This is a genomic window from Microbacterium sp. ZKA21 (genome assembly GCF_050434165.1).
In the GTDB taxonomy this organism is placed as follows: Bacteria; Actinomycetota; Actinomycetes; order Actinomycetales; family Microbacteriaceae; genus Microbacterium.
This window is the reverse complement of record NZ_JBNPVV010000009.1, coordinates 56,296-74,406: the sequence shown is the minus strand read 5'-3', so window position 1 is coordinate 74,406 and position 18,111 is coordinate 56,296. Positions and strand designations below refer to the sequence as shown.

At 68.8% G+C, this 18,111-nt stretch carries 15 protein-coding genes; 6 read left to right on the top strand and 9 right to left on the bottom strand.

All coding sequences use genetic code 11. The features are described 5' to 3' along the window. The first annotated feature begins 48 nt into the window (after positions 1–48). Positions 49–1,137 carry a polyprenyl synthetase family protein gene (locus tag M2317_RS16715; RefSeq protein WP_429462109.1) on the top strand — a complete coding sequence of 363 codons (1,089 nt, stop codon included), beginning with the start codon at positions 49–51 and terminating at the stop codon, positions 1,135–1,137. A 16-nt stretch (positions 1,138–1,153) separates the two neighbouring features. Here the strand turns inward: M2317_RS16715 and M2317_RS16710 are convergent, their stop codons facing one another. After that, positions 1,154–1,513: an Rv2175c family DNA-binding protein gene (locus M2317_RS16710; RefSeq protein WP_429462107.1), complete on the bottom strand. Its 360-nt coding sequence runs from the start codon at positions 1,511–1,513 to the stop codon at positions 1,154–1,156. Between the two features lie 123 nt (positions 1,514–1,636). On the opposite strand from M2317_RS16710, the gene M2317_RS16705 reads away from it, so the two are divergent. The 3 genes from M2317_RS16705 to M2317_RS16695 all read left to right on the top strand — a co-directional run bounded on the left by M2317_RS16705 (position 1,637) and on the right by M2317_RS16695 (position 5,212). After that, positions 1,637–2,812 (top strand): LysM peptidoglycan-binding domain-containing protein, encoded by a 1,176-nt coding sequence (locus M2317_RS16705; protein ID WP_429462105.1) that lies wholly within the window; start codon positions 1,637–1,639, stop codon positions 2,810–2,812. Between the two features lie 79 nt (positions 2,813–2,891). Next, positions 2,892–4,838: a Stk1 family PASTA domain-containing Ser/Thr kinase gene (gene pknB / locus M2317_RS16700; RefSeq protein WP_429462103.1), complete on the top strand. Its 1,947-nt coding sequence runs from the start codon at positions 2,892–2,894 to the stop codon at positions 4,836–4,838. Then, the gene (locus M2317_RS16695) at positions 4,835–5,212 is read left to right on the top strand and encodes an HNH endonuclease (RefSeq protein WP_429462101.1); all 378 of its coding nucleotides are present in this window, start codon (positions 4,835–4,837) and stop codon (positions 5,210–5,212) included. The genes pknB and M2317_RS16695 overlap by 4 nt, the downstream gene beginning before the upstream one ends. 16 nt (positions 5,213–5,228) lie before the next feature. On the opposite strand, the gene M2317_RS16690 is transcribed toward M2317_RS16695, so the two are convergent. Both M2317_RS16690 and M2317_RS16685 read right to left on the bottom strand, forming a co-directional pair. Next, positions 5,229–6,569: a class II 3-deoxy-7-phosphoheptulonate synthase gene (locus tag M2317_RS16690; protein ID WP_429462099.1), complete on the bottom strand. Its 1,341-nt coding sequence runs from the start codon at positions 6,567–6,569 to the stop codon at positions 5,229–5,231. 39 nt (positions 6,570–6,608) lie between these two features. Beyond that, a complete protein-coding gene (locus tag M2317_RS16685) occupies positions 6,609–7,307 on the bottom strand; it encodes a lysophospholipid acyltransferase family protein (protein WP_429462097.1) in 699 nt (232 codons plus the stop codon). Between the two features lie 118 nt (positions 7,308–7,425). On the opposite strand from M2317_RS16685, the gene M2317_RS16680 reads away from it, so the two are divergent. Then, positions 7,426–9,255, top strand: a complete 1,830-nt coding sequence (locus M2317_RS16680) for an AMP-dependent synthetase/ligase (protein WP_429462095.1) — start codon at positions 7,426–7,428, stop codon at positions 9,253–9,255. Between the two features lie 7 nt (positions 9,256–9,262). Here M2317_RS16680 and M2317_RS16675 read toward each other — a convergent pair whose 3' ends face one another. The 3 genes from M2317_RS16675 to M2317_RS16665 are packed head-to-tail and all read right to left on the bottom strand — an operon-like array spanning position 9,263 to position 15,307. Further along, positions 9,263–9,754: a peptide deformylase gene (locus M2317_RS16675; RefSeq protein WP_429462093.1), complete on the bottom strand. Its 492-nt coding sequence runs from the start codon at positions 9,752–9,754 to the stop codon at positions 9,263–9,265. Then, positions 9,754–11,859 carry an AAA family ATPase gene (locus M2317_RS16670; RefSeq protein WP_429462091.1) on the bottom strand — a complete coding sequence of 702 codons (2,106 nt, stop codon included), beginning with the start codon at positions 11,857–11,859 and terminating at the stop codon, positions 9,754–9,756. Before M2317_RS16670 ends, M2317_RS16675 begins: the two co-directional genes overlap by 1 nt. Positions 11,860–11,899: 40 nt before the next feature. Further along, positions 11,900–15,307, bottom strand: a complete 3,408-nt coding sequence (locus M2317_RS16665) for a pyruvate carboxylase (protein ID WP_429462089.1) — start codon at positions 15,305–15,307, stop codon at positions 11,900–11,902. Between the two features lie 92 nt (positions 15,308–15,399). Between M2317_RS16665 and M2317_RS16660 the strand changes: the two genes are divergently transcribed. Then, entirely contained in the window at positions 15,400–16,212 is an 813-nt protein-coding gene (locus M2317_RS16660) for a ParA family protein (RefSeq protein ID WP_429462087.1), read from the top strand. 48 nt (positions 16,213–16,260) lie between these two features. Here the strand turns inward: M2317_RS16660 and M2317_RS16655 are convergent, their stop codons facing one another. The 3 genes from M2317_RS16655 to M2317_RS16645 form a co-directional block, all read right to left on the bottom strand. Next, positions 16,261–16,806: a MerR family transcriptional regulator gene (locus tag M2317_RS16655; protein WP_406245664.1), complete on the bottom strand. Its 546-nt coding sequence runs from the start codon at positions 16,804–16,806 to the stop codon at positions 16,261–16,263. 99 nt (positions 16,807–16,905) lie between these two features. After that, a complete protein-coding gene (locus M2317_RS16650) occupies positions 16,906–17,598 on the bottom strand; it encodes a MerR family transcriptional regulator (protein ID WP_429462085.1) in 693 nt (230 codons plus the stop codon). Next, positions 17,598–18,083 (bottom strand): FHA domain-containing protein, encoded by a 486-nt coding sequence (locus M2317_RS16645; RefSeq protein ID WP_429462083.1) that lies wholly within the window; start codon positions 18,081–18,083, stop codon positions 17,598–17,600. The genes M2317_RS16650 and M2317_RS16645 overlap by 1 nt, the downstream gene beginning before the upstream one ends. Positions 18,084–18,111 lie beyond the last annotated feature (28 nt).

Genomic DNA, 18,111 nt, shown 5'->3' with positions numbered 1-18,111 from the left:
TAGAGATCGGCTGAGAGGAGTCGCACTCCGCCGCCGTAGGCTGGACCGGTGCCCTCATCCTCTCCAGTTGCCGACGCCATCACCCGCGCACTCGACCAGTTCCTGGGTCGCATGCGCGCGGAATCCGCCGACTACGGGCCGGACGGCCGGCGGTTCCTCGACGCAGCCGCAGCGACCCTTTCCGGAGGCAAGCGCCTGAGGGCACGGTTCTGCCATGCAGGCTGGACCGCCGTCGCACGCGCCTCGGACCGCGCGGCAGCGGAGCCCGAAGCGCTCTGGCGCCTGTGCGCGGCACTCGAGGTGTTCCAGGCGGCCGCTCTCGTCCACGACGATCTGATCGACAACTCGGACACCCGCCGAGGGCGCCCCGCCGCGCACCGCGCACTCGAGGCCGAGCATCGGGATGCCGGGTGGAGCGGAGACGCCGAGGACTTCGGACGCTCGGGGGCGGTGCTGCTGGGCGACCTGCTGGTGGCTTGGAGCGACGACCTGCTCGAGGATGCCCTGCGGGATCTGCCGAACGCGCCGGCTGTTCGAGCCGAGTACGCGCGCATGCGCCGGGATGTGACGACGGGCCAGTTTCTCGACATCGCCGAGGAGTCGGCGTGGAGCGTCAGCCCGCTCGCCGAGCATGCCGAGCGCGCACTGCGGGTGATCTCCTTCAAGTCGGCGAGGTACAGCATCGCGCAGCCGCTACGGCTCGGCGCCCTTCTGGCGGGCGCGGACGCCGCGCAGTTGAGCGCCCTGGATGACTTCGGGATGCCGCTCGGCATGGCGTTCCAGCTGCGGGACGATGTCCTGGGCGTATTCGGCGACGCTGCTGTGACCGGCAAGCCCAGCGGCGACGACCTGCGCGAAGGCAAGAGAACGGTGCTGATCGCCTTCACTCGCGAGCGTCTCGCCGCTCCCGGACGCGCAGTGCTCGACGAGATGCTCGGCGACGACGACCTGGACGAGTCCCAGATCGCCGCGCTGCAGGCCACTGTTCGGGAAAGCGGAGCGCTGGACCGGGTCGAGGACCTCATCACCGACTACGCGAAGACCGCCGACCGCGCCCTCACCGGGGCACGACTGGACAACGCGGCCGTCGGCGAGCTGCGCGATCTCGCCAGGGCGGCGACGACGCGCGTCGCCTGAGCCCCGCTGGGCCGGGTCAGGCCAGGGTGCGTGCGACGCGCCGGACTTCGCTCTTGTGACCGGCGAGCAGCGCGGCGATCGGCGCGCGGCCCAGCGTGTCATCATCCTCGAGCAGCCAGTCGATGACCTCGTCGTCCGTGAGCCCGGCATCCTGCAGCGCGATGATCGTGCCGCGCAGCGACGAAAGCGGGTGTCCGTCGACGATGAAGACCGACGGCACCGCGAGCACTCCGCTTCGCTTCGACGCGATCAGGTGATGATCGTCGATCAGGCGGCGCACACGGCTCTGCGTCTCGTCGAGAACCTCGACGAGATCGGGGAGGGTCAGCCAGTCGGTGGGGGTCGATGCGGGGGCAGTCTCAGACACGTTGTTCACTATCTCACCTCCGGCTGACAGACGCATGTCGCCACATCAGTCACAACTGTCCCATTCACCACTTCTGTTGACTTCCGTATACATCCGTGTCAGCGTGGATGGGCGATCAAAGGGGGCCCCACCGTGAGCCAGCAGACCATGCGCCGCCGCATCCGCCACCTCCAGGTGGGGATTCCGGCTGCGATCCTCAGCACGCTGTCCGGTGCCTTCGCGGCCGCGCCGGCTTCGGCATCCGATGTGGAGACCGGCGCGATCGAACGCGTGCACGTCGTGCGCGCCGTCCCGGCCGCAGCTCCGACGCCGTCGACGCACACCGTGCAGTCCGGTGACACGGTCTGGGCGATCGCACGGACCTACGGCCTGCGTTCGGCCGACCTCGTGGCCTGGAACGGCCTGGGCGCGGATGCCATGATCCGCCCAGGGCAGGTGCTGCGACTGACACCGGCGTCCGCCCCGACGGGCACCGCGCCGGCCGCACCCGCACCCCCTGCACCGTCCGCGCAGACGCACACAGTGGTCGCGGGCGACACGATTTCGCGCATCGCGGCGAAGTACGGCACGACGATCGACGCAGTACTGGCGGCGAACGGGCTCTCGCGCGCCTCGATCATCTACCCGGGTCAGCAGATCCGCATCGCAGGTGCGGCCGCCTCGGCTCCTGCTCCAGCGGCGAATCCGACTCCCGCGCCGGCATCGAGCACCGCGACCACGCACACGGTCGTCGCCGGCGACACGATCACGGGCATCGCGGCGACCCACGCGACGACGATCAGCGCGATCTTCGCCGCCAACGGGCTGTCCGGTTCGTCCATCATCTACCCCGGCCAGAAGATCGCGATCCCCGGCAAGCAGCCGGAGACCGCGCCCACCGACGTCGGCCCCAAGACCGCGGTGCTCAACGCCCCGCAGACCGAGAACGCGCTCATGATCATCGGCATCGGGCGCGAGCTCGGCGTCTCGGATCGCGGCATCGCCATCGCTCTCGCGACGAGCATGGTGGAATCCGGTATGCGGAACCTGGACTGGGGCGACCGCGACTCCATCGGACTTTTCCAGCAGCGCCCCAGCACCGGATGGGGCACGCCCGAGCAGATCGGCCACCGCGACTACGCGATCCGCGCGTTCTATCTCGGGACGACGAACCCGGACGGCACCATGACCCACGGGCTGCTGGACGTCGGCGGGTGGGAGTCCATGCGCTTCACGGACGCGGCGCAGGCCGTGCAGAAGTCCGCCTTCCCCGAACGCTACGGCCAGTGGGAGCAGGCGGCTCACGAGTGGCTCGCGCAGCTCGGATGACGGCGGAATCCCGCGCCGAGATGCCCGCAGGGGTGAGCCGTTGCCGGGGCTTTCAGCCTGTTCTCCGTAGACTTTCTCCGTGACGACGAATCAGCAGGCCGACCCTCTCATCGGGCGGCTTGTCGACGGTCGCTATCGCGTGCGCGCGCGGATCGCCCGCGGCGGCATGGCGACCGTGTACGTCGCCACAGATCTGCGGCTCGAGCGGCGCGTCGCCCTGAAGGTCATGCACGCCCATCTCAGCGACGACTCGAACTTCCAGAGCCGGTTCATCCAGGAGGCTCGCTCGGCCGCGCGCCTCGCCGACCCGCACGTGGTCAACGTGTTCGATCAGGGTCAGGACGGCGAACTCGCCTATCTGGTGATGGAGTACCTGCCCGGCATCACGCTGCGCGAGCTCATGCGCGAACAGCGGCGGCTGACCATCCCGCAGACCATCACGATCATGGATGCCGTGCTCGCCGGCCTCGCGGCCGCGCACCGCGGCGGCATCGTGCATCGCGACGTGAAGCCCGAGAACGTGCTGCTCGCCGAGGACGGCCGGATCAAGATCGGTGACTTCGGCCTGGCGCGCGCGACGACCGCGAACACGGCGACGGGCGCACAGCTGCTCGGAACGATCGCCTATCTCGCCCCGGAGCTGGTCACGCGCGGCACGGCCGACGCCCGCAGCGACATCTACGCCCTGGGCATCATGCTCTACGAGATGCTCACCGGGGAGCAGCCCTACAAGGGCGAGCAGCCCATGCAGATCGCGTTCCAGCACGCCACGGAATCGGTGCCCCGGCCGAGTGTGCGCAACCCGGCCGTTCCCGAGCCGCTCGACGAGCTGGTGCTGTGGGCGACGGAGCGCTCCCCGGAGGAGCGTCCTGATGACGCGCAGGCGATGCTCAACCGGCTCCGCGAGATCGAGAAGCAGCTCGGCATCGCGCCGCAGGTCGCCGCCGCGACCTCTCCCCCGGCGCGCTCGCAGCTCGAGTCGGGCGAGGTCACCAAGGTCCTGCCGAACACGGCCGTCATCGCAGATCCCACGGGCCCTGTCGATCAGCCGGTCGACAACGCGACGCTGCTGCGCCGCCGCACTTCGCGGCGTCGGGCCCGTGGCGCGTTCCTGCTCGCACTCGTCCTCCTGCTGGCGACCGTCGCCGGTGGCGTCGGCTGGTGGTTCGGCTCCGGACCGGGCTCGCTCGTCGCCGTCCCCGAGGTGGCCGGCCAGACGTTCGCCGAGGCGCAGGCCGAACTCGCCGAGCACGATCTGATCGCCGTCGAAGCGCATGAGAACGCGATCGATGTGGAGGCGGGTCTCGCGATCCGGACGACGCCGACGCCGGGCGAACGGCTGGAGAAGGATGCCGAGGTGACGGTGTTCATCTCCGACGGCCCCGCCGCGCACACGCTGGAGCCGCTGAACGGGCGGACCGAGCAGGAGGCCAGGGACTACCTCGCCTCGCTGCACGTCAACGCGAAGGACGAGACGCTCGAGCTGTACTCGTCCGCGGACGCCGGCATCGTCATCAACGCCTACGTCACTCCGCGCGGCGCGGACGACAGCTACGAGTGCGGCGAAGGCTGCGAGGTCTTCGAGGACGACACGGTCGAGCTCTACGTCTCGTTGGGCGGGCTGCCGGACGTCGTCGGCATGTCCGCGGACGATGCCGTCGCCGCCCTCGACGAGAAGGGCATCTCGGTCACCGAGCAGACCGAGGAGTTCAGCGACACCGTCGAGGCCGGCATCGTGCTGTCCATGGCCGAGCGCGACCCGAGCGGCAACTGGCGCCCAGGGGATTCCACATCGCTCGTGGTCTCCAAGGGACCGCAGCTGTTCGAGGTGCCGGATGTCGTCGGCATGACCCGTGACGAAGCCTCGCAGACGCTCCAGGAGGCCGGGTTCGACGTCGCCGGGATCGTCTTCCCGTGGAACATCGCACAGGACGGTCTCACAGAGGTCCAGACGCAGGACCCGGAAGCCGGTTCCATGGAGCGCTCCGGTACCACGGTGACCATCTCGATCGACGTCCGCCAGTGACCGAGGAGCGCCCCCGCCGCCCCTTCCGCACCGCCTCACCCGCTGCTCGAGCGCGCTACGCCAAGCGGCGACAGCGACGCCTCGCCCGCGTCGACAACGACCTCACTCCGGTGCAGTGGGATGCTCTCTTGGAGGCCTGGGGCGGGTGCGCTTACTGTCAGGAGACGGACCTTGCCCTCCAGCGGGACTGCGTCCAGCCTGTCTCACGCGGCGGCCGGTACACACTGGAGAACGTCGTGCCCGCGTGCGCGTCCTGCAACGCGAGCAAGCACAACAGCGAGGTCACCGGCTGGCTGCGGCGCAAGAAGCTCGACGAGCGCGCATTCCTGGTCCGGCACGCCACGATCCTCGCGACGCTCCGCACCGCGGACTGACCGCCCGAGGGCCGACTCAGCGCTTCTCGAGCTCCTCGGCCACGAGGAACGCCAGCTCCAGGCTCTGCATGTGGTTCAGCCGCGGGTCGCACAGCGACTCGTAGCGCGTCGCGAGGTCGGCCTCGTCGATGTGCTCCGACCCGCCGAGGCATTCGGTGACGTCGTCACCGGTGAGCTCGACATGGATGCCGCCGGGGAACGTTCCGACCGCACGATGCGCCTCGAAGAAGCCGCGCACCTCGTCGACCACGTCGTCGAAGCGCCGCGTCTTGTACCCGGTCGGGGTCGTGATGCCGTTGCCGTGCATGGGGTCGGTGACCCAGAGCGGTGCCGCACCGGCATCCTTCACGGCCTGGAGCAGGGGCGGAAGCGCGTCGCGGATCTTCCCCGCGCCCATGCGCGTGATGAACGTGAGCCGTCCGGGCTCGCGCTCCGGGTCGAGCTTGTCGATGAGCGCCAGCGCCGTCTCGGGCGTCGTGGTCGGACCGAGCTTGACCCCGATGGGATTGCGGATCTTGGAGAAGTAGTCGACGTGCGCTCCGTCGAGTTCGCGCGTGCGCTCGCCCACCCACAGGAAGTGGGCCGATGTGTTGTACGGGGTGTCTGTGCGCGAGTCGATCCGGGTCATCGGGCGCTCGTAGTCCATGAGCAGGCCCTCGTGACCGGTGAAGAACTCGACGCGCTTGAGCTCGTCGAAGTCGGCGCCGGCCGCCTCCATGAACTTGATGGCGCGGTCGATCTCGCCCGCCATCCGCTCGTACCGCTGGTTGGCAGGGTTCTGCGCGAAGCCCTTGTTCCAGGAGTGCACCTCGCGCAGGTCGGCGAAACCACCCTGCGTGAACGCACGGATCAGGTTCAGGGTGGATGCCGCGGTGTGGTACCCCTGCAGCAGACGGCCCGGGTCCGCCGTGCGGGAGGCCTCGGTGAAGTCGTAGCCGTTGACGATGTCGCCGCGGTACGCGGGCAGGGTGACGTCGCCGCGGGTCTCGGAGTCGCTGGAGCGCGGCTTGGCGAACTGCCCGGCCATGCGTCCCATCTTCACGACAGGCATGGATGCGCCGTAGGTGAGTACGACGGCCATCTGCAGAACCGTCTTGATGCGGTTGCGGATCTGCTCGGCGGTGGCGCCCGCGAAGGTCTCGGCGCAGTCGCCGCCCTGCAGCAGGAACGCCTGGCCGGATGCCGCGCGCGCCAGCCGGTCGCGCAGGTTGTCGACCTCGCCGGCGAAGACCAGCGGCGGAAGCCCTGCGATCTGGCGGGAGACCTCGGCCACCCGATCCGCATCCGGCCACTGGGGCTGCTGCTTGATGGGGAGCGCTCGCCAGGCGTCGAGTGCGGCGTCATGCGGGTTCGGCATGAGTCCCAGCTTACTGGGGCGCGAATGCCCCGCGACGCCTCAGGAGCGCCGTGTGACGCCGGCCGGTGCGCGGTCCTTGACGGTGGACGCGTACACGTCGTCGTAGTGCTGTTCGCCGAGCCGCTGCAGGGCGATCATGATCTCGTCCGTGACGGAGCGGAGGATGTAGCGATCGTTCTCCATGCCCTCGTAGCGGGAGAAGTCCAGCGGTTCGCCGATGACGATCCCGACGCGAACGATGTTCGGCAGTCGCTTTCCGATCGGCATGGCCGTGTCGGTGTCGACCATGACGACCGGGATCACCGGGACCTTCGCTTCCAGCGCCATGCGCGCGATGCCGGTGCGTCCGCGATAGAGCGTGCCATCGGGGCTTCGCGTCCCCTCGGGGTAGATGCCGAGCAGGTCGCCGCGCCCGAGCACCTGCAGGCCGGTGTTGAGCGACGCCTCCGAGGCCTTGCCGCCGGAGCGGTCGATCGGGATCTGGCCGGTGGCCTTCATGAAGAAGCGGGTCGCCCAGCCCTTGATGCCTCGCCCGGTGAAGTAGTCGCTCTTCGCCAGGAACGACATCGGCCTGTCGATCATCAGCGGCAGGAAGATGGAGTCGGCGAACGAGAGATGGTTGCTGGCGAGGATCGCCGCACCCGTCGTCGGCACGTTGCGCCGGCCCACGATCCAGGGGCGGAAGATCGCCTTGACGATGGGGCCGATCACGACATACTTCATCAGCCAGTAGAACATCGAGGTGAAGTCTAGCGCCCGCGGAATCGATGCGACGCAGTGTCAGTTGTCGTGCGACTGAATCCCATGCCGTAGACTCGGTGCACGCCCGTGCCCGACCGGTACCGAAGGAGCTGCCGTGGTCCAGTTCGATGTTCCCGCGATCGTCCCCGCCGACCCAGATGCCAACATCGCCGACCTGCTCGTCGAGCGGGTCAAGGCGACGCCGGATCTCGCCCTCTTCTCTGTTCCGCAGGGCGACGGATGGCGCGACATCAGCGCTGCGGACTTCCAGACGGCCGTGGTCGCTCTCGCCAAGGGCTTCGTCGCCGGCGGCGTCCAGCCGGGCGACAAGGTGGGCTTCATCGCCCGCACCACCTACGAGTGGACGCTGGTCGATTTCGCGCTCTTCTACGCCGGTGCGGTCATGGTGCCGGTGTACGAGACCAGCTCCCCCGCGCAGATCCACTGGATCCTCGAGGACTCCGGAGCGGTCGCGCTCATCGTCGAGTCGACCGATCACTTCCAGCGCTTCGACGAGGTCCGCGGCGACCTGCCGCTGATCCGCGACGTCTGGCAGCTGCACCTCGGTGCCATCGACACGCTCACGGCGCAGGGCGCGTCGGTCGAGGATGCCGAGATCGAACGCCGTCGTCAGCTCGCGGTCGGCAGCGACATCGCCACTCTCATCTACACCTCGGGATCGACCGGCCGGCCGAAGGGATGCGTGCTGACGCACAGCAACTTCGTCGAGCTGTCACGCAACTCCTTCCTGTCGCTGAACTCGGTGCTGACCATGCCCGGCGCCTCGACCGTGCTCTTCATCACCACGGCGCACGTGTTCGCCCGCTTCATCTCGATCCTCAACATCCATGCCGGTGTGCGCACCGGCCACCAGCCGGACACGAAGCAGCTGCTGCAGGCGCTCGGCTCGTTCAAGCCGACCTTCCTGCTCGCCGTGCCGCGCGTGTTCGAGAAGGTCTACAACTCCGCAGAGCAGAAGGCCGAGGCCGGCGGCAAGGGCAAGATCTTCCACGCCGCGGCCGCCGCCGCGATCGAGCACTCCCGGCTCCTGGAGGAGGGGCGGAAGATCCCGTTCGGCCTGAAGATCAAGTTCGCGCTGTTCGACAAGCTCGTCTACTCGAAGCTCCGCGCGGCCATGGGCGGCAACATCGCCTACGCGATCTCCGGCTCCGCTCCGCTCGGCGCGCGCCTCGGGCACTTCTTCCACAGCCTCGGCGTCGTGATCCTCGAGGGCTACGGCCTGACCGAGACCACCGCCCCCGCGACCGTCAACCAGGGGGACAAGTCCAAGATCGGCACCGTCGGCCCCGCACTGCCAGGAGTCAGCGTGCGTCTCGCCGACGACGGCGAGATCGAGGTCAAGGGCGTCAACGTGTTCAAGGAGTACTGGAACAACCCGGAGGCCACGGCCGCGGCTTTCCACGACGGATGGTTCCGCACCGGCGACATCGGATCGTTCGACAGCGAAGGATTCCTCACGATCACCGGTCGCAAGAAGGAGATCATCGTCACCGCCGGCGGCAAGAACGTCGCCCCTGCGGCTCTGGAGGACCCGATCCGCGCCAATCCGGTGGTCGGACAGGTCGTCGTGGTCGGAGACCAGAAGCCGTTCATCTCGGCGCTCATCACGCTCGACCCTGAGATGCTGCCGACCTGGCTCGCCAACAACGGCCTGAACGGATCGATGTCGCTCGCGGAGGCATCCAGGAACGAGGCTGTGCGGGCCGAGGTGCAGCGTGCGGTCGACGTCGCCAACGCGAGCGTCTCCCGTGCCGAGTCGATCCGCAAGTTCACGATCCTCGGGTCCGAATGGACCGAGGCATCCGGACACCTGACGCCCAAGATGTCGATCAAGCGGAATGTGATCCTGACGGACTTCGCCGACGAGATCGCCGCGATCTACGACGAGCCGGTGCAGACGACGAACGTCGCCATCGGGGGCTGAGCGGCTTCTAGAACCAGGTGCTCTCGCGGACCTCGCGCATCGCGACCTTGCGGGTCTCGGGCGCGAGCCGCGACAGGTACACCATGCCGTCGAGATGGTCGGTCTCGTGCTGCAGAGCCTGGGCGAGCAGCCCCTCGCCTTCCAGCACGACCGGGTTGCCGTCGAGATCGATGCCCTCGACCCGCGCCCACGGATGCCGCAGGGCATCGTGCCAGAGACCGGGAACGGACAAACATCCTTCCCCCGTCGGCACGGGTTCGCCCCGCACCTCGACGAGCACGGGGTTGAGCACGTAGCCGACGTCTCCGTCGATGTTGTAGCTGAACGCGCGGAGCGCGACGCCGATCTGGTTCGCTGCGACCCCCGCACGCCCCGGGAGCTCCACGGTGTCGACGAGGTCGGCGACCAGGGCGCGGACGCCGTCGTCGATGTCGTCGATCGGAGCGCACACGGTGCGCAGCACGGGGTCGCCGAACAGACGGATCTCGCGGACGGCCATCAGGCGGCGCTCGCCCGCAGGTCCTCGACGACCAGGGCGGCGAGCTCACGGGCCGCCTGCCGGGTCTCGGGCTGCAGCGACGTGTACACGATGGGTCCCCCACCGGCGATCTGAGGGTCGTACGGCATCCGCACCACGTGGCGGGCACGCGTGCCGAAGTGCGCTTCGAGCTCGTTCAGCCGGACCAGCGGGCTGCCGGGGGTGGACTGGTTGAGCACGACGATCGCGTCACGAGCCAGAGCTGAGTATCCGTTCGTCTCCAACCAGGTGAGCGTCTCGGAGGCGAGGCGAGCCTCATCGACGCTCAGCCCGGACACGATCACGAGCTGGTCGGCGAGTTCGAGGGTCGCCCCCATGACGGAGTGCACGATGCCCGTACCGGTGTCGGTGAGCACCAGCGAGTAGTAATGCGCAGCGACATCAGCGACGTCGCGGTAGTCGGCATCGCCGAACGCGTCCGCGATGCGCGGATCCGAGTCCGAGGCGAGCACGTCGAGGCGCGTGGTGTCGCGCGCGACGATCGCCGAGATGTCGTGGTATCCGCGAACCTCGTCGTGGATGCGCACGAGGTCGCGCACGGACTTGTTGTGCGAGCGGACGATGCGCTCGGCGAGCGTGCCACGATCCGGGTTCGCGTCCACGGCGATCACACGGTCGTCCCTGGCATCGGCGAGTGCCATGCCCAGCAGCGCCGTGATGGTGGTCTTGCCGACGCCGCCCTTGCGCGAGAGCACAGGGACGAAGCGCGCGCCACCGCTCAGCGGCGCCGCGATCTTCGCGGACAGCGCCTTGCGCGCCGTGGCCTTCTTGCCGTCGCCGATGTTGATGCGTCGACCGGAGACGGTGTACAGGAAGTGGCTCCAGGCGCCCTCGGGTTCGGGTTTGGTGACCTGGTGAGGGTCGAGCAGCCGGTCGGCCGTCAGCAGATCTGCCGACTCGCGCGACGCCTGTCCGAGCTGGTCCCCCAGCCGCTTCGAGGTCAGTTCGACGTCGGTCTTCGCCGACACGGCCGCTGAGCGCGGCGCGAGCGACGTCTCGGTCGCCCTGTCTCGGGAGTCCTTCTCTGTGCTCACGGTCTCGTCCTGTTCCTCAGCGGGATCGGATGCTTCGCCTGCTGCCGCGCGCTCGACTGTCGCGACCCACGCAGATGCGGAACGTGCGACGGCCGGAGCGGGCGCCGACTCAGTCGGAGCGGGCGCCGACTCAGCCGGAGCGGTGTGCTTCGTCCCGGCAGCGGGCGTCGATGGAGCGACCGACGGCTTCGCCGGCGCGGCGACCGGCGCCGGCGCAGCGGAGTGCGTGACCGGCACGGCGGCGGGTGCGGTCGGAGTCGCCGCCGCCGCGGCAGCCGGCTTCGCGGAAACCTCGTTCGGTTCCGGTGCTTCGGTTTCCTCGGGCTCCGTCGGTTCGACGGGCTCCACGTCGTGGACGACGGGCACCGGCTTGCTCTTGGTCTTCGTCTGCTTGGCCTGCTTGGGCTTCTTCGCAGGCTTCACTGCCGGTGCGGGCACGGTCTGATCCGTTTCCGGCAACCCGTCGGCATCCACCACCGGCACGAGCGATTCAACGGGCTCCGGACCCGCGACATCCGGTTCATCAATTGTGTCCGGCGCGTCCGAGGCATCGTCGACGGATGCCTCGACCTCGGGTTCAGTCGTCTCGGCGTCCTTCTCGATGACGACGGCGTCCGCAACCGTGTCCGCCTCGGCGTCCTGTGCGGCGACGCGGTCAGCCAGCTCGTCCTGATCGAGCACGACCTCCGCGGTCACAGCGTCCTCGTCATCCGAGGCCGCGACCTGCGGCAGCTCGTCCGCCGGGATCTCGATGACGATGTCGATGCCGCCGTCCAGGATGCGTCCGACCGCATCGGCGGCGGACGCCGGCTCCAGCGCTGGCACGGGGTCGATGATCAGCTCGGAGGCGACCTCGCCGTCCACGACGGCGTCGTCGTCGAGAAGATCGTCGTCGTCGCCCGTGGGGATCGTCAGATTCACCTGGGCGGTGCCGCCGAGGATGCCGATGCCGGCCGTGTCCAGCGACGCGGCGTCGTCCAGCACCCCGAGCGAATCATCGTCGTCGGGTCGATCGGTGTTCTTCGCGGTCATGTCTCACTCCCAGTCGTGCAGCATGCACGCCCGGTCAAGGTTACTGGGCTGGGCGGATGACGACCAAAAGGTCCCCGGCATCCACCTGCGCGGTCTGGGCGATGGCGAGGCGGTCCACGACCCCGTCGACGGGTGCGGTGATCGCCGCCTCCATCTTCATCGCCTCGATCGAAGCGACCGGCTCTCCGGCCCTGACGACCTCCCCCACCTCGGTCTTCAGCGTCACGACGCCCGAGAACGGAGCCGCCACCTGACCGGGCTTGGAGGTGTCGGCCTTTTCGACGTCGTGGAGTTCGACCGCGATCGACCGATCCCGCACGAACACCGGACGCAGCTGCCCGTTCAGGGTGGTCATGACGGTCCGGATGCCCCGCTCGTCTGCGTCGCCGATCGCCTCGAGGCCGACGTACAGCTGCACTCCCCGATCGATCTCGACCAGGTGCTCCTGCCCCTGCACGAGGCCGAACAGGTAGTCACTGGTGTCGAGCACGGACAGGTCGCCGAACAGCTCGCGCTTCTGGGCGAACTCGCGCGTCGGCGCCGGGAAGAGCAACTGGTTCAGGCGTGCGCGTCGCTGCGTGCGGGTCCCTTCGAGCTCCTGCTCGTCCTCCGCGGTGATCTCGGCGAGGACCGGGCGCACCGTGCGCCCCGCGAGCACCTTGGAACGGAACGGCTCCGGCCACCCGCCGGGCAGATCGCCGAGCTCACCGGCCATGAAGCCGACGACCGAATCCGGAACGTCGTACTTCTCCGGGTGGGCTTCGAAGTCGGCCGGATCCGCTTTCACCGCAGCGAGGTGCAGCGCCAGGTCGCCGACCACCTTCGAGGACGGCGTGACCTTCGGCACGCGTCCGAGAATGCGGTCTGCGGCGGCGTACATGTCCTCGATGAGCTCGAAGTCATCGGCCAGTCCCAGCGCCTTCGCCTGCTGGCGCAGGTTCGACAGCTGTCCACCCGGGATCTCGTGGTGGTACACGCGGCCCGTGGGCCCCGGGAGCCCGGACTCGAAGGGCGCATACGTCCGACGGACCGCCTCCCAGTAGGGCTCGAGGTCGCTGACGCCATCGAGATCGATGCCGCTGTCGCGCTCGGTGTGCACCAGAGCGGCGACCAAAGAGGACAACGACGGCTGACTCGTGGTCCCGGACAGCGGTGCGGACGCGGCATCCACGGCATCCACACCGGCGGCACTGGCCGCGAGCAGCGTCGCCAGCTGGCCACCGGGGGTGTCGTGCGTGTGGAGGTGGACCGGGAGGTCGAAGCGCTCGCGCAGCGCGGAGACGAGCCTCGCCGCGGCCGCCGGCCGCAGGAGCCCCGCCATGTCCTTGATGGCGAGGATGTGCGCGCCCGACTCGACGATCTGCTCGGCCAGCCGGAGATAGTAGTCGAGCGTGTACAGATCCTCTGCCGGGTTCAGCAGATCACCGGTGTAGCACAGCGCCACCTCGGCGACGGCGGTGCCGGTCGCACGCACTGCGTCGATCGCCGGCCGCATCTGCGCGACGTCGTTGAGCGCGTCGAAGATGCGGAAGATGTCGACGCCGCTGGTCGCGGCCTCCTGCACGAAGGCGTCCGTCACCGCCGTCGGGTACGGGGTGTACCCGACCGTATTGCGTCCCCGAAGCAGCATCTGGATCGCGACGTTGGGCAGGGCCTCCCGCAGCTTGTCCAGGCGCTCCCACGGGTCCTCCCCGAGGAACCGCAGCGCGACATCGTAGGTCGCGCCGCCCCACGCCTCCACGGACAGCAGCCCGGGGGTGAGGCGGGCCAGATACGGCGCCGCGGCGACGAGATCGCGCGTGCGGACCCGTGTCGCGAGCAGCGACTGATGCGCGTCCCGGAACGTCGTGTCGGTGATCGCCAGAGCCTTCTGCTGACGCAGCGCGGCGGCGAAGGCATCCGGTCCGAGCTCCTGCAGACGCTGCCGGGATCCCGGCTCCGGCGTCGTGGAGAGGTCCAGCGTCGGGAGCTTGGTCCGCGGGTCGGCCGTTCCCGGGTGCGCGCCGTTCGGCTTGTTGACGGTGACGTCCACGAGCCAGTTGAGGATCTTCGTCCCGCGGTCCTTCGAGACCCGGCCCTTGAGCAGATCGGGGCGCTCGTCGATGAACGAGGTGCTCACGTCGCCCGCGATGAACGACTCGTCTTCGAGCAGTGCCTGCAGGAACGGGATGTTCGTCGACACCCCGCGGATGCGGAACTCCGCCAGGGCGCGACGCGCACGGGCGACGGCAGCAGGGAAGTCCCGCCCGCGGCAGGTGAGCTTGGACAGCATGGAGTCGAAGTGCGGGCTGATCTGCGCCCCCTGGTGCACGGTCCCGCCGTCCAGGCGGATTCCGGCGCCGCCGGGAGAACGGTACGTCGTGATCTTTCCGGTGTCAGGACGGAAGCCCTGCGTGGGGTCCTCCGTCGTGATGCGGCATTGCAGTGCGGCGCCGCGCAGCTGGATCCGATCCTGCACGAGGCCCAGCTGCGCCAGGGTCTGCCCTGCGGCGATCCGCATCTGCGTCTGCACCAGATCGACATCCGTGACCTCCTCGGTCACGGTGTGCTCGACCTGGATGCGCGGATTCATCTCGATGAAGACGACGTCGCCGGCGTTCTCCCCCGCCGTCTCGAGCAGGAACTCCACGGTGCCGGCGTTCTCGTAGCCGATCGATCGGGCGAAAGCCGTCGCATAGGCGTGCAGATCACGACGGATGCTGTCGTCCAGGTTCGGAGCCGGAGCGATCTCGACGACCTTCTGGTGGCGACGCTGCACCGAGCAGTCGCGCTCGAACAGGTGCACGGTCTCACCGGTCTTGTCGGCCAGGACCTGCACCTCGATGTGCCGGGGCCGCACGACCGCCTGCTCGAGGAACATGCGCGCGTCGCCGAACGCGCTGGCCGCCTCGCGCATGGCTTCAGCGAGAGCGGGCGCGAGTTCGGCCTTGGTCTCGACGCGGCGCATGCCGCGACCGCCGCCACCCGCGACGGCCTTGGCGAACAACGGGAAGCCGATCCCGTCGGCCTGCGCCAGGAGTGCATCGACGTCATCGGATGCCTCGGTCGACCGCAGCACGGGAACCCCGGCTTCGACGGCGTGGCGCTTGGCCTCGACCTTGTTGCCCGCCATCTCGAGGACCGCGGCCGGCGGCCCGATGAAGACGATGCCGTTCGCCGCCGCCTTCTCGGCCAGCTCCGGATTCTCGGAGAGGAATCCGTAACCGGGGTAGATCGCGTCGGCGCCGGACTCGCGGGCCACGCGGATGATCTCGTCGACATCGAGATACGCGCGGACCGGATGCCCGCGTTCGCCGATCTCGTACGCCTCGTCGGCCTTCAGCCGGTGCACGGAACCGCGGTCCTCATGGGGGAAGACGGCGACCGTCCTCGCCCCGACTTCGAACGCCGCACGGAAGGCACGGATCGCGATCTCGCCGCGATTGGCCACAAGGATCTTCTGGAACATGCGCACCTCTGATTGCTCGATGCACGTGCGGATCCGCGTGCAAGGGCGGGGCTGAGTGTCTCCCCAGACTAGGGCAAGGTAACGTGGAGTCCGTGCACGTACTCAGCGTCAGCTCTCTCAAGGGAGGCGTCGGCAAGACGACCGTGACCCTCGGCTTGGCCTCAGCGGCCTTCGCCCGTGGTGTCCGGACCCTCGTCGTCGACCTCGACCCGCAGTCCGATGTCTCCACGGGGATGGACATCCAGGTCGCCGGGCGGCTCAACGTCGCCGACGTCCTGGCGAATCCCAAGGAGAAGGTCGTCCGTCAGGCGATCACCTCCAGCGGCTGGGCGAAGGTACACCCGGGGACGATCGACGTGCTCATCGGAAGCCCGTCCGCGATCAACTTCGACGGCCCTCACCCCAGCGTCCGAGACGTGTGGAAGCTCGAGGAGGCCCTGGCCTCCGTCGAGGCCGACTACGACCTCGTGCTCATCGACTGCGCCCCGTCGCTGAACGCTCTCACCCGCACGGCGTGGGCCGCGAGCGACCGGGTCATGGTCGTCACGGAACCCGGGCTGTTCTCCGTCGCCGCCGCTGACCGGGCGCTCCGCGCGATCGAGGAGATCCGACGCGGTCTCTCCCCCCGCCTGCAGCCGCTCGGCATCGTCGTGAACCGCGTGCGTCCCCAGTCGATCGAGCACCAGTTCCGCATCAAGGAGCTGCGCGACATGTTCGGTCCGCTCGTCCTCTCGCCTCAGCTCCCGGAGCGAACGTCTCTCCAGCAGGCGCAGGGTGCCGCCAAGCCGTTGCACATCTGGCCGGGAGACTCGGCCCAGGAGCTGGCCGCCGACTTCGATCTGCTGCTGGATCGCATCATCCGCACGGGTCGCATCGCCGTCGCGGAGACGGGTCCGAAGGCCTGACGCCGAGACGACAGCGAAAAGCCCGGCCGAGGCCGGGCTTTCGTCGTCTCAGGCGGAGCGCTTGGCTCGACGCGTGGCGAGTTCGTCGACGGGATCAGGGGCGGTCGGGTCGAACTCGACCAGCGTCGACTCGACCTCGCGGAGGACCTTTCCGACCGCGATGCCGAACACTCCCTGACCGCGGCTGACGAGGTCGATGACCTCGTCGTTCGAGGTGCACAGGTACACCGAGGCGCCGTCGCTCATCAGAGTGGTTCCGGCGAGATCGCGGATGCCGGCAGCACGCAGCTGATCGACGGCGGTGCGGATCTGCTGCAGCGAGATCCCGGTGTCGAGCAGGCGCTTGACGAGCTTGAGCACAAGGATGTCGCGGAAGCCGTAGAGACGCTGCGAACCGGATCCGCTCGCGCCGCGCACGGTCGGAACGACGAGTTCGGTGCGGGCCCAGTAATCCAGCTGGCGGTACGTGATCCCGGCGGCACGGGCTGCCACCGCGCCGCGGTAGCCCACCTCGTCGTCCATCGCGGGCAGACCGTCCGTGAAGAGGAGTTCGGACACGAACCGCGGGTCGCCTGTCAGCTCGTCCGCATTCATTTGAATTCCTCCCTGGAGCGCTTACCTCCACGCTAGAGCAGTGCCCGGTGCCCGGCAATGACATCCCGGCTGTGCCGAAGGTGTGTCGCAACCAGTTCGTTACGTAAGGATGCGCGAGAGCGCATCCTTCATGAAAAGTGCGCGCACCTCGTCGATCTTCGAGGCGAGCTCCGGACCAAGTTCGCCGGCCTTGCCGCGCGATGCAGCATCCGTCCGGCGCAGCAGTGCGGACATCGCCGACTCGATGAGGGCGACGTCGCGCTCGGCGCTCTGGCGCACCGAGCGCAGATGCCGCGGCTCGATGCCGTGCCGGTCGAGCGCGACCAGACCGCGCAGCAGCGTGACGACGTTCTCAGAGTACGACTCCCCCGCCGCGATGATGCCGGTGCTGATCGCATCGTTGAGCAGCTGCGGGGCGGCGCCGGCCGCGGACAGCAGCTCATCGCGCCGGTAGCGGCGCGCCGTCGGTGCGATCGACGGCGGCGGATTCAGCGCTCCGGACAGATCGCCGTTCGCCTCGGCATCGTCGAGCTGCTCGCGGATCACATTGAGCGGCAGGTAGTGGTCGCGCTGAAGGGTCAGCGCGAGGCGCAGCCGCTCGACATCGCCCGTGGAGAACTTGCGATAGCCGGATTCGGTCCGAGCCGGGGTGACGATGCCGCGCACCTCGAGGAAGCGCAGCTTGCTGGCCGACACATCGGGGAACTCGGGGGTGAGTCTCGCCAGCACCTGACCGATGCTCAGAAGACCCGGAGACGCCGTGCGTTCCCGGGTGGGGCTGGCGGACGCCATCAGTCGTTCGCCGCCGCGAGGTCGACGGGAGAGGCGAAGAAGTTGAGCCGGAACTTGCCGACGCGCACCTCGTAGCCGTTGGCGAGGACGGCGCGATCCGCGCGTTCGCCGTTCACGTAGGTGCCGTTGAGGGAGCGCTGATCGATGATCTCGAACGTCGTGCCGCTGCGCGTGACCTCGGCATGCCGACGGGACACTGTGACGTCATCGAAGAAGATGTCCGCCTCGGGGTGGCGTCCGACGGTCGTGACGTCGGTGTCGAGCAGGTAGCGGGCGCCGGCCAGGGCGCCGGAGCGGACGAGCAGCAGCGCCGACCCCGACGGCAGCGCCGCGATCGCGGTCTGCTCCGCCTCACTCAGCTCCACGCCGAACGGCACGAAGGAGAGGTCGGAATCATGTCCGAACGTCTGCGTCACATCGTGCTTCTGCTCACCATCGCGATGGATCGCTGCGTTTCCGCTGTGTCGGCTCTCGCTGTCTGTCACGGTGCCCTCCCTAGACGTCCCAGCCTAA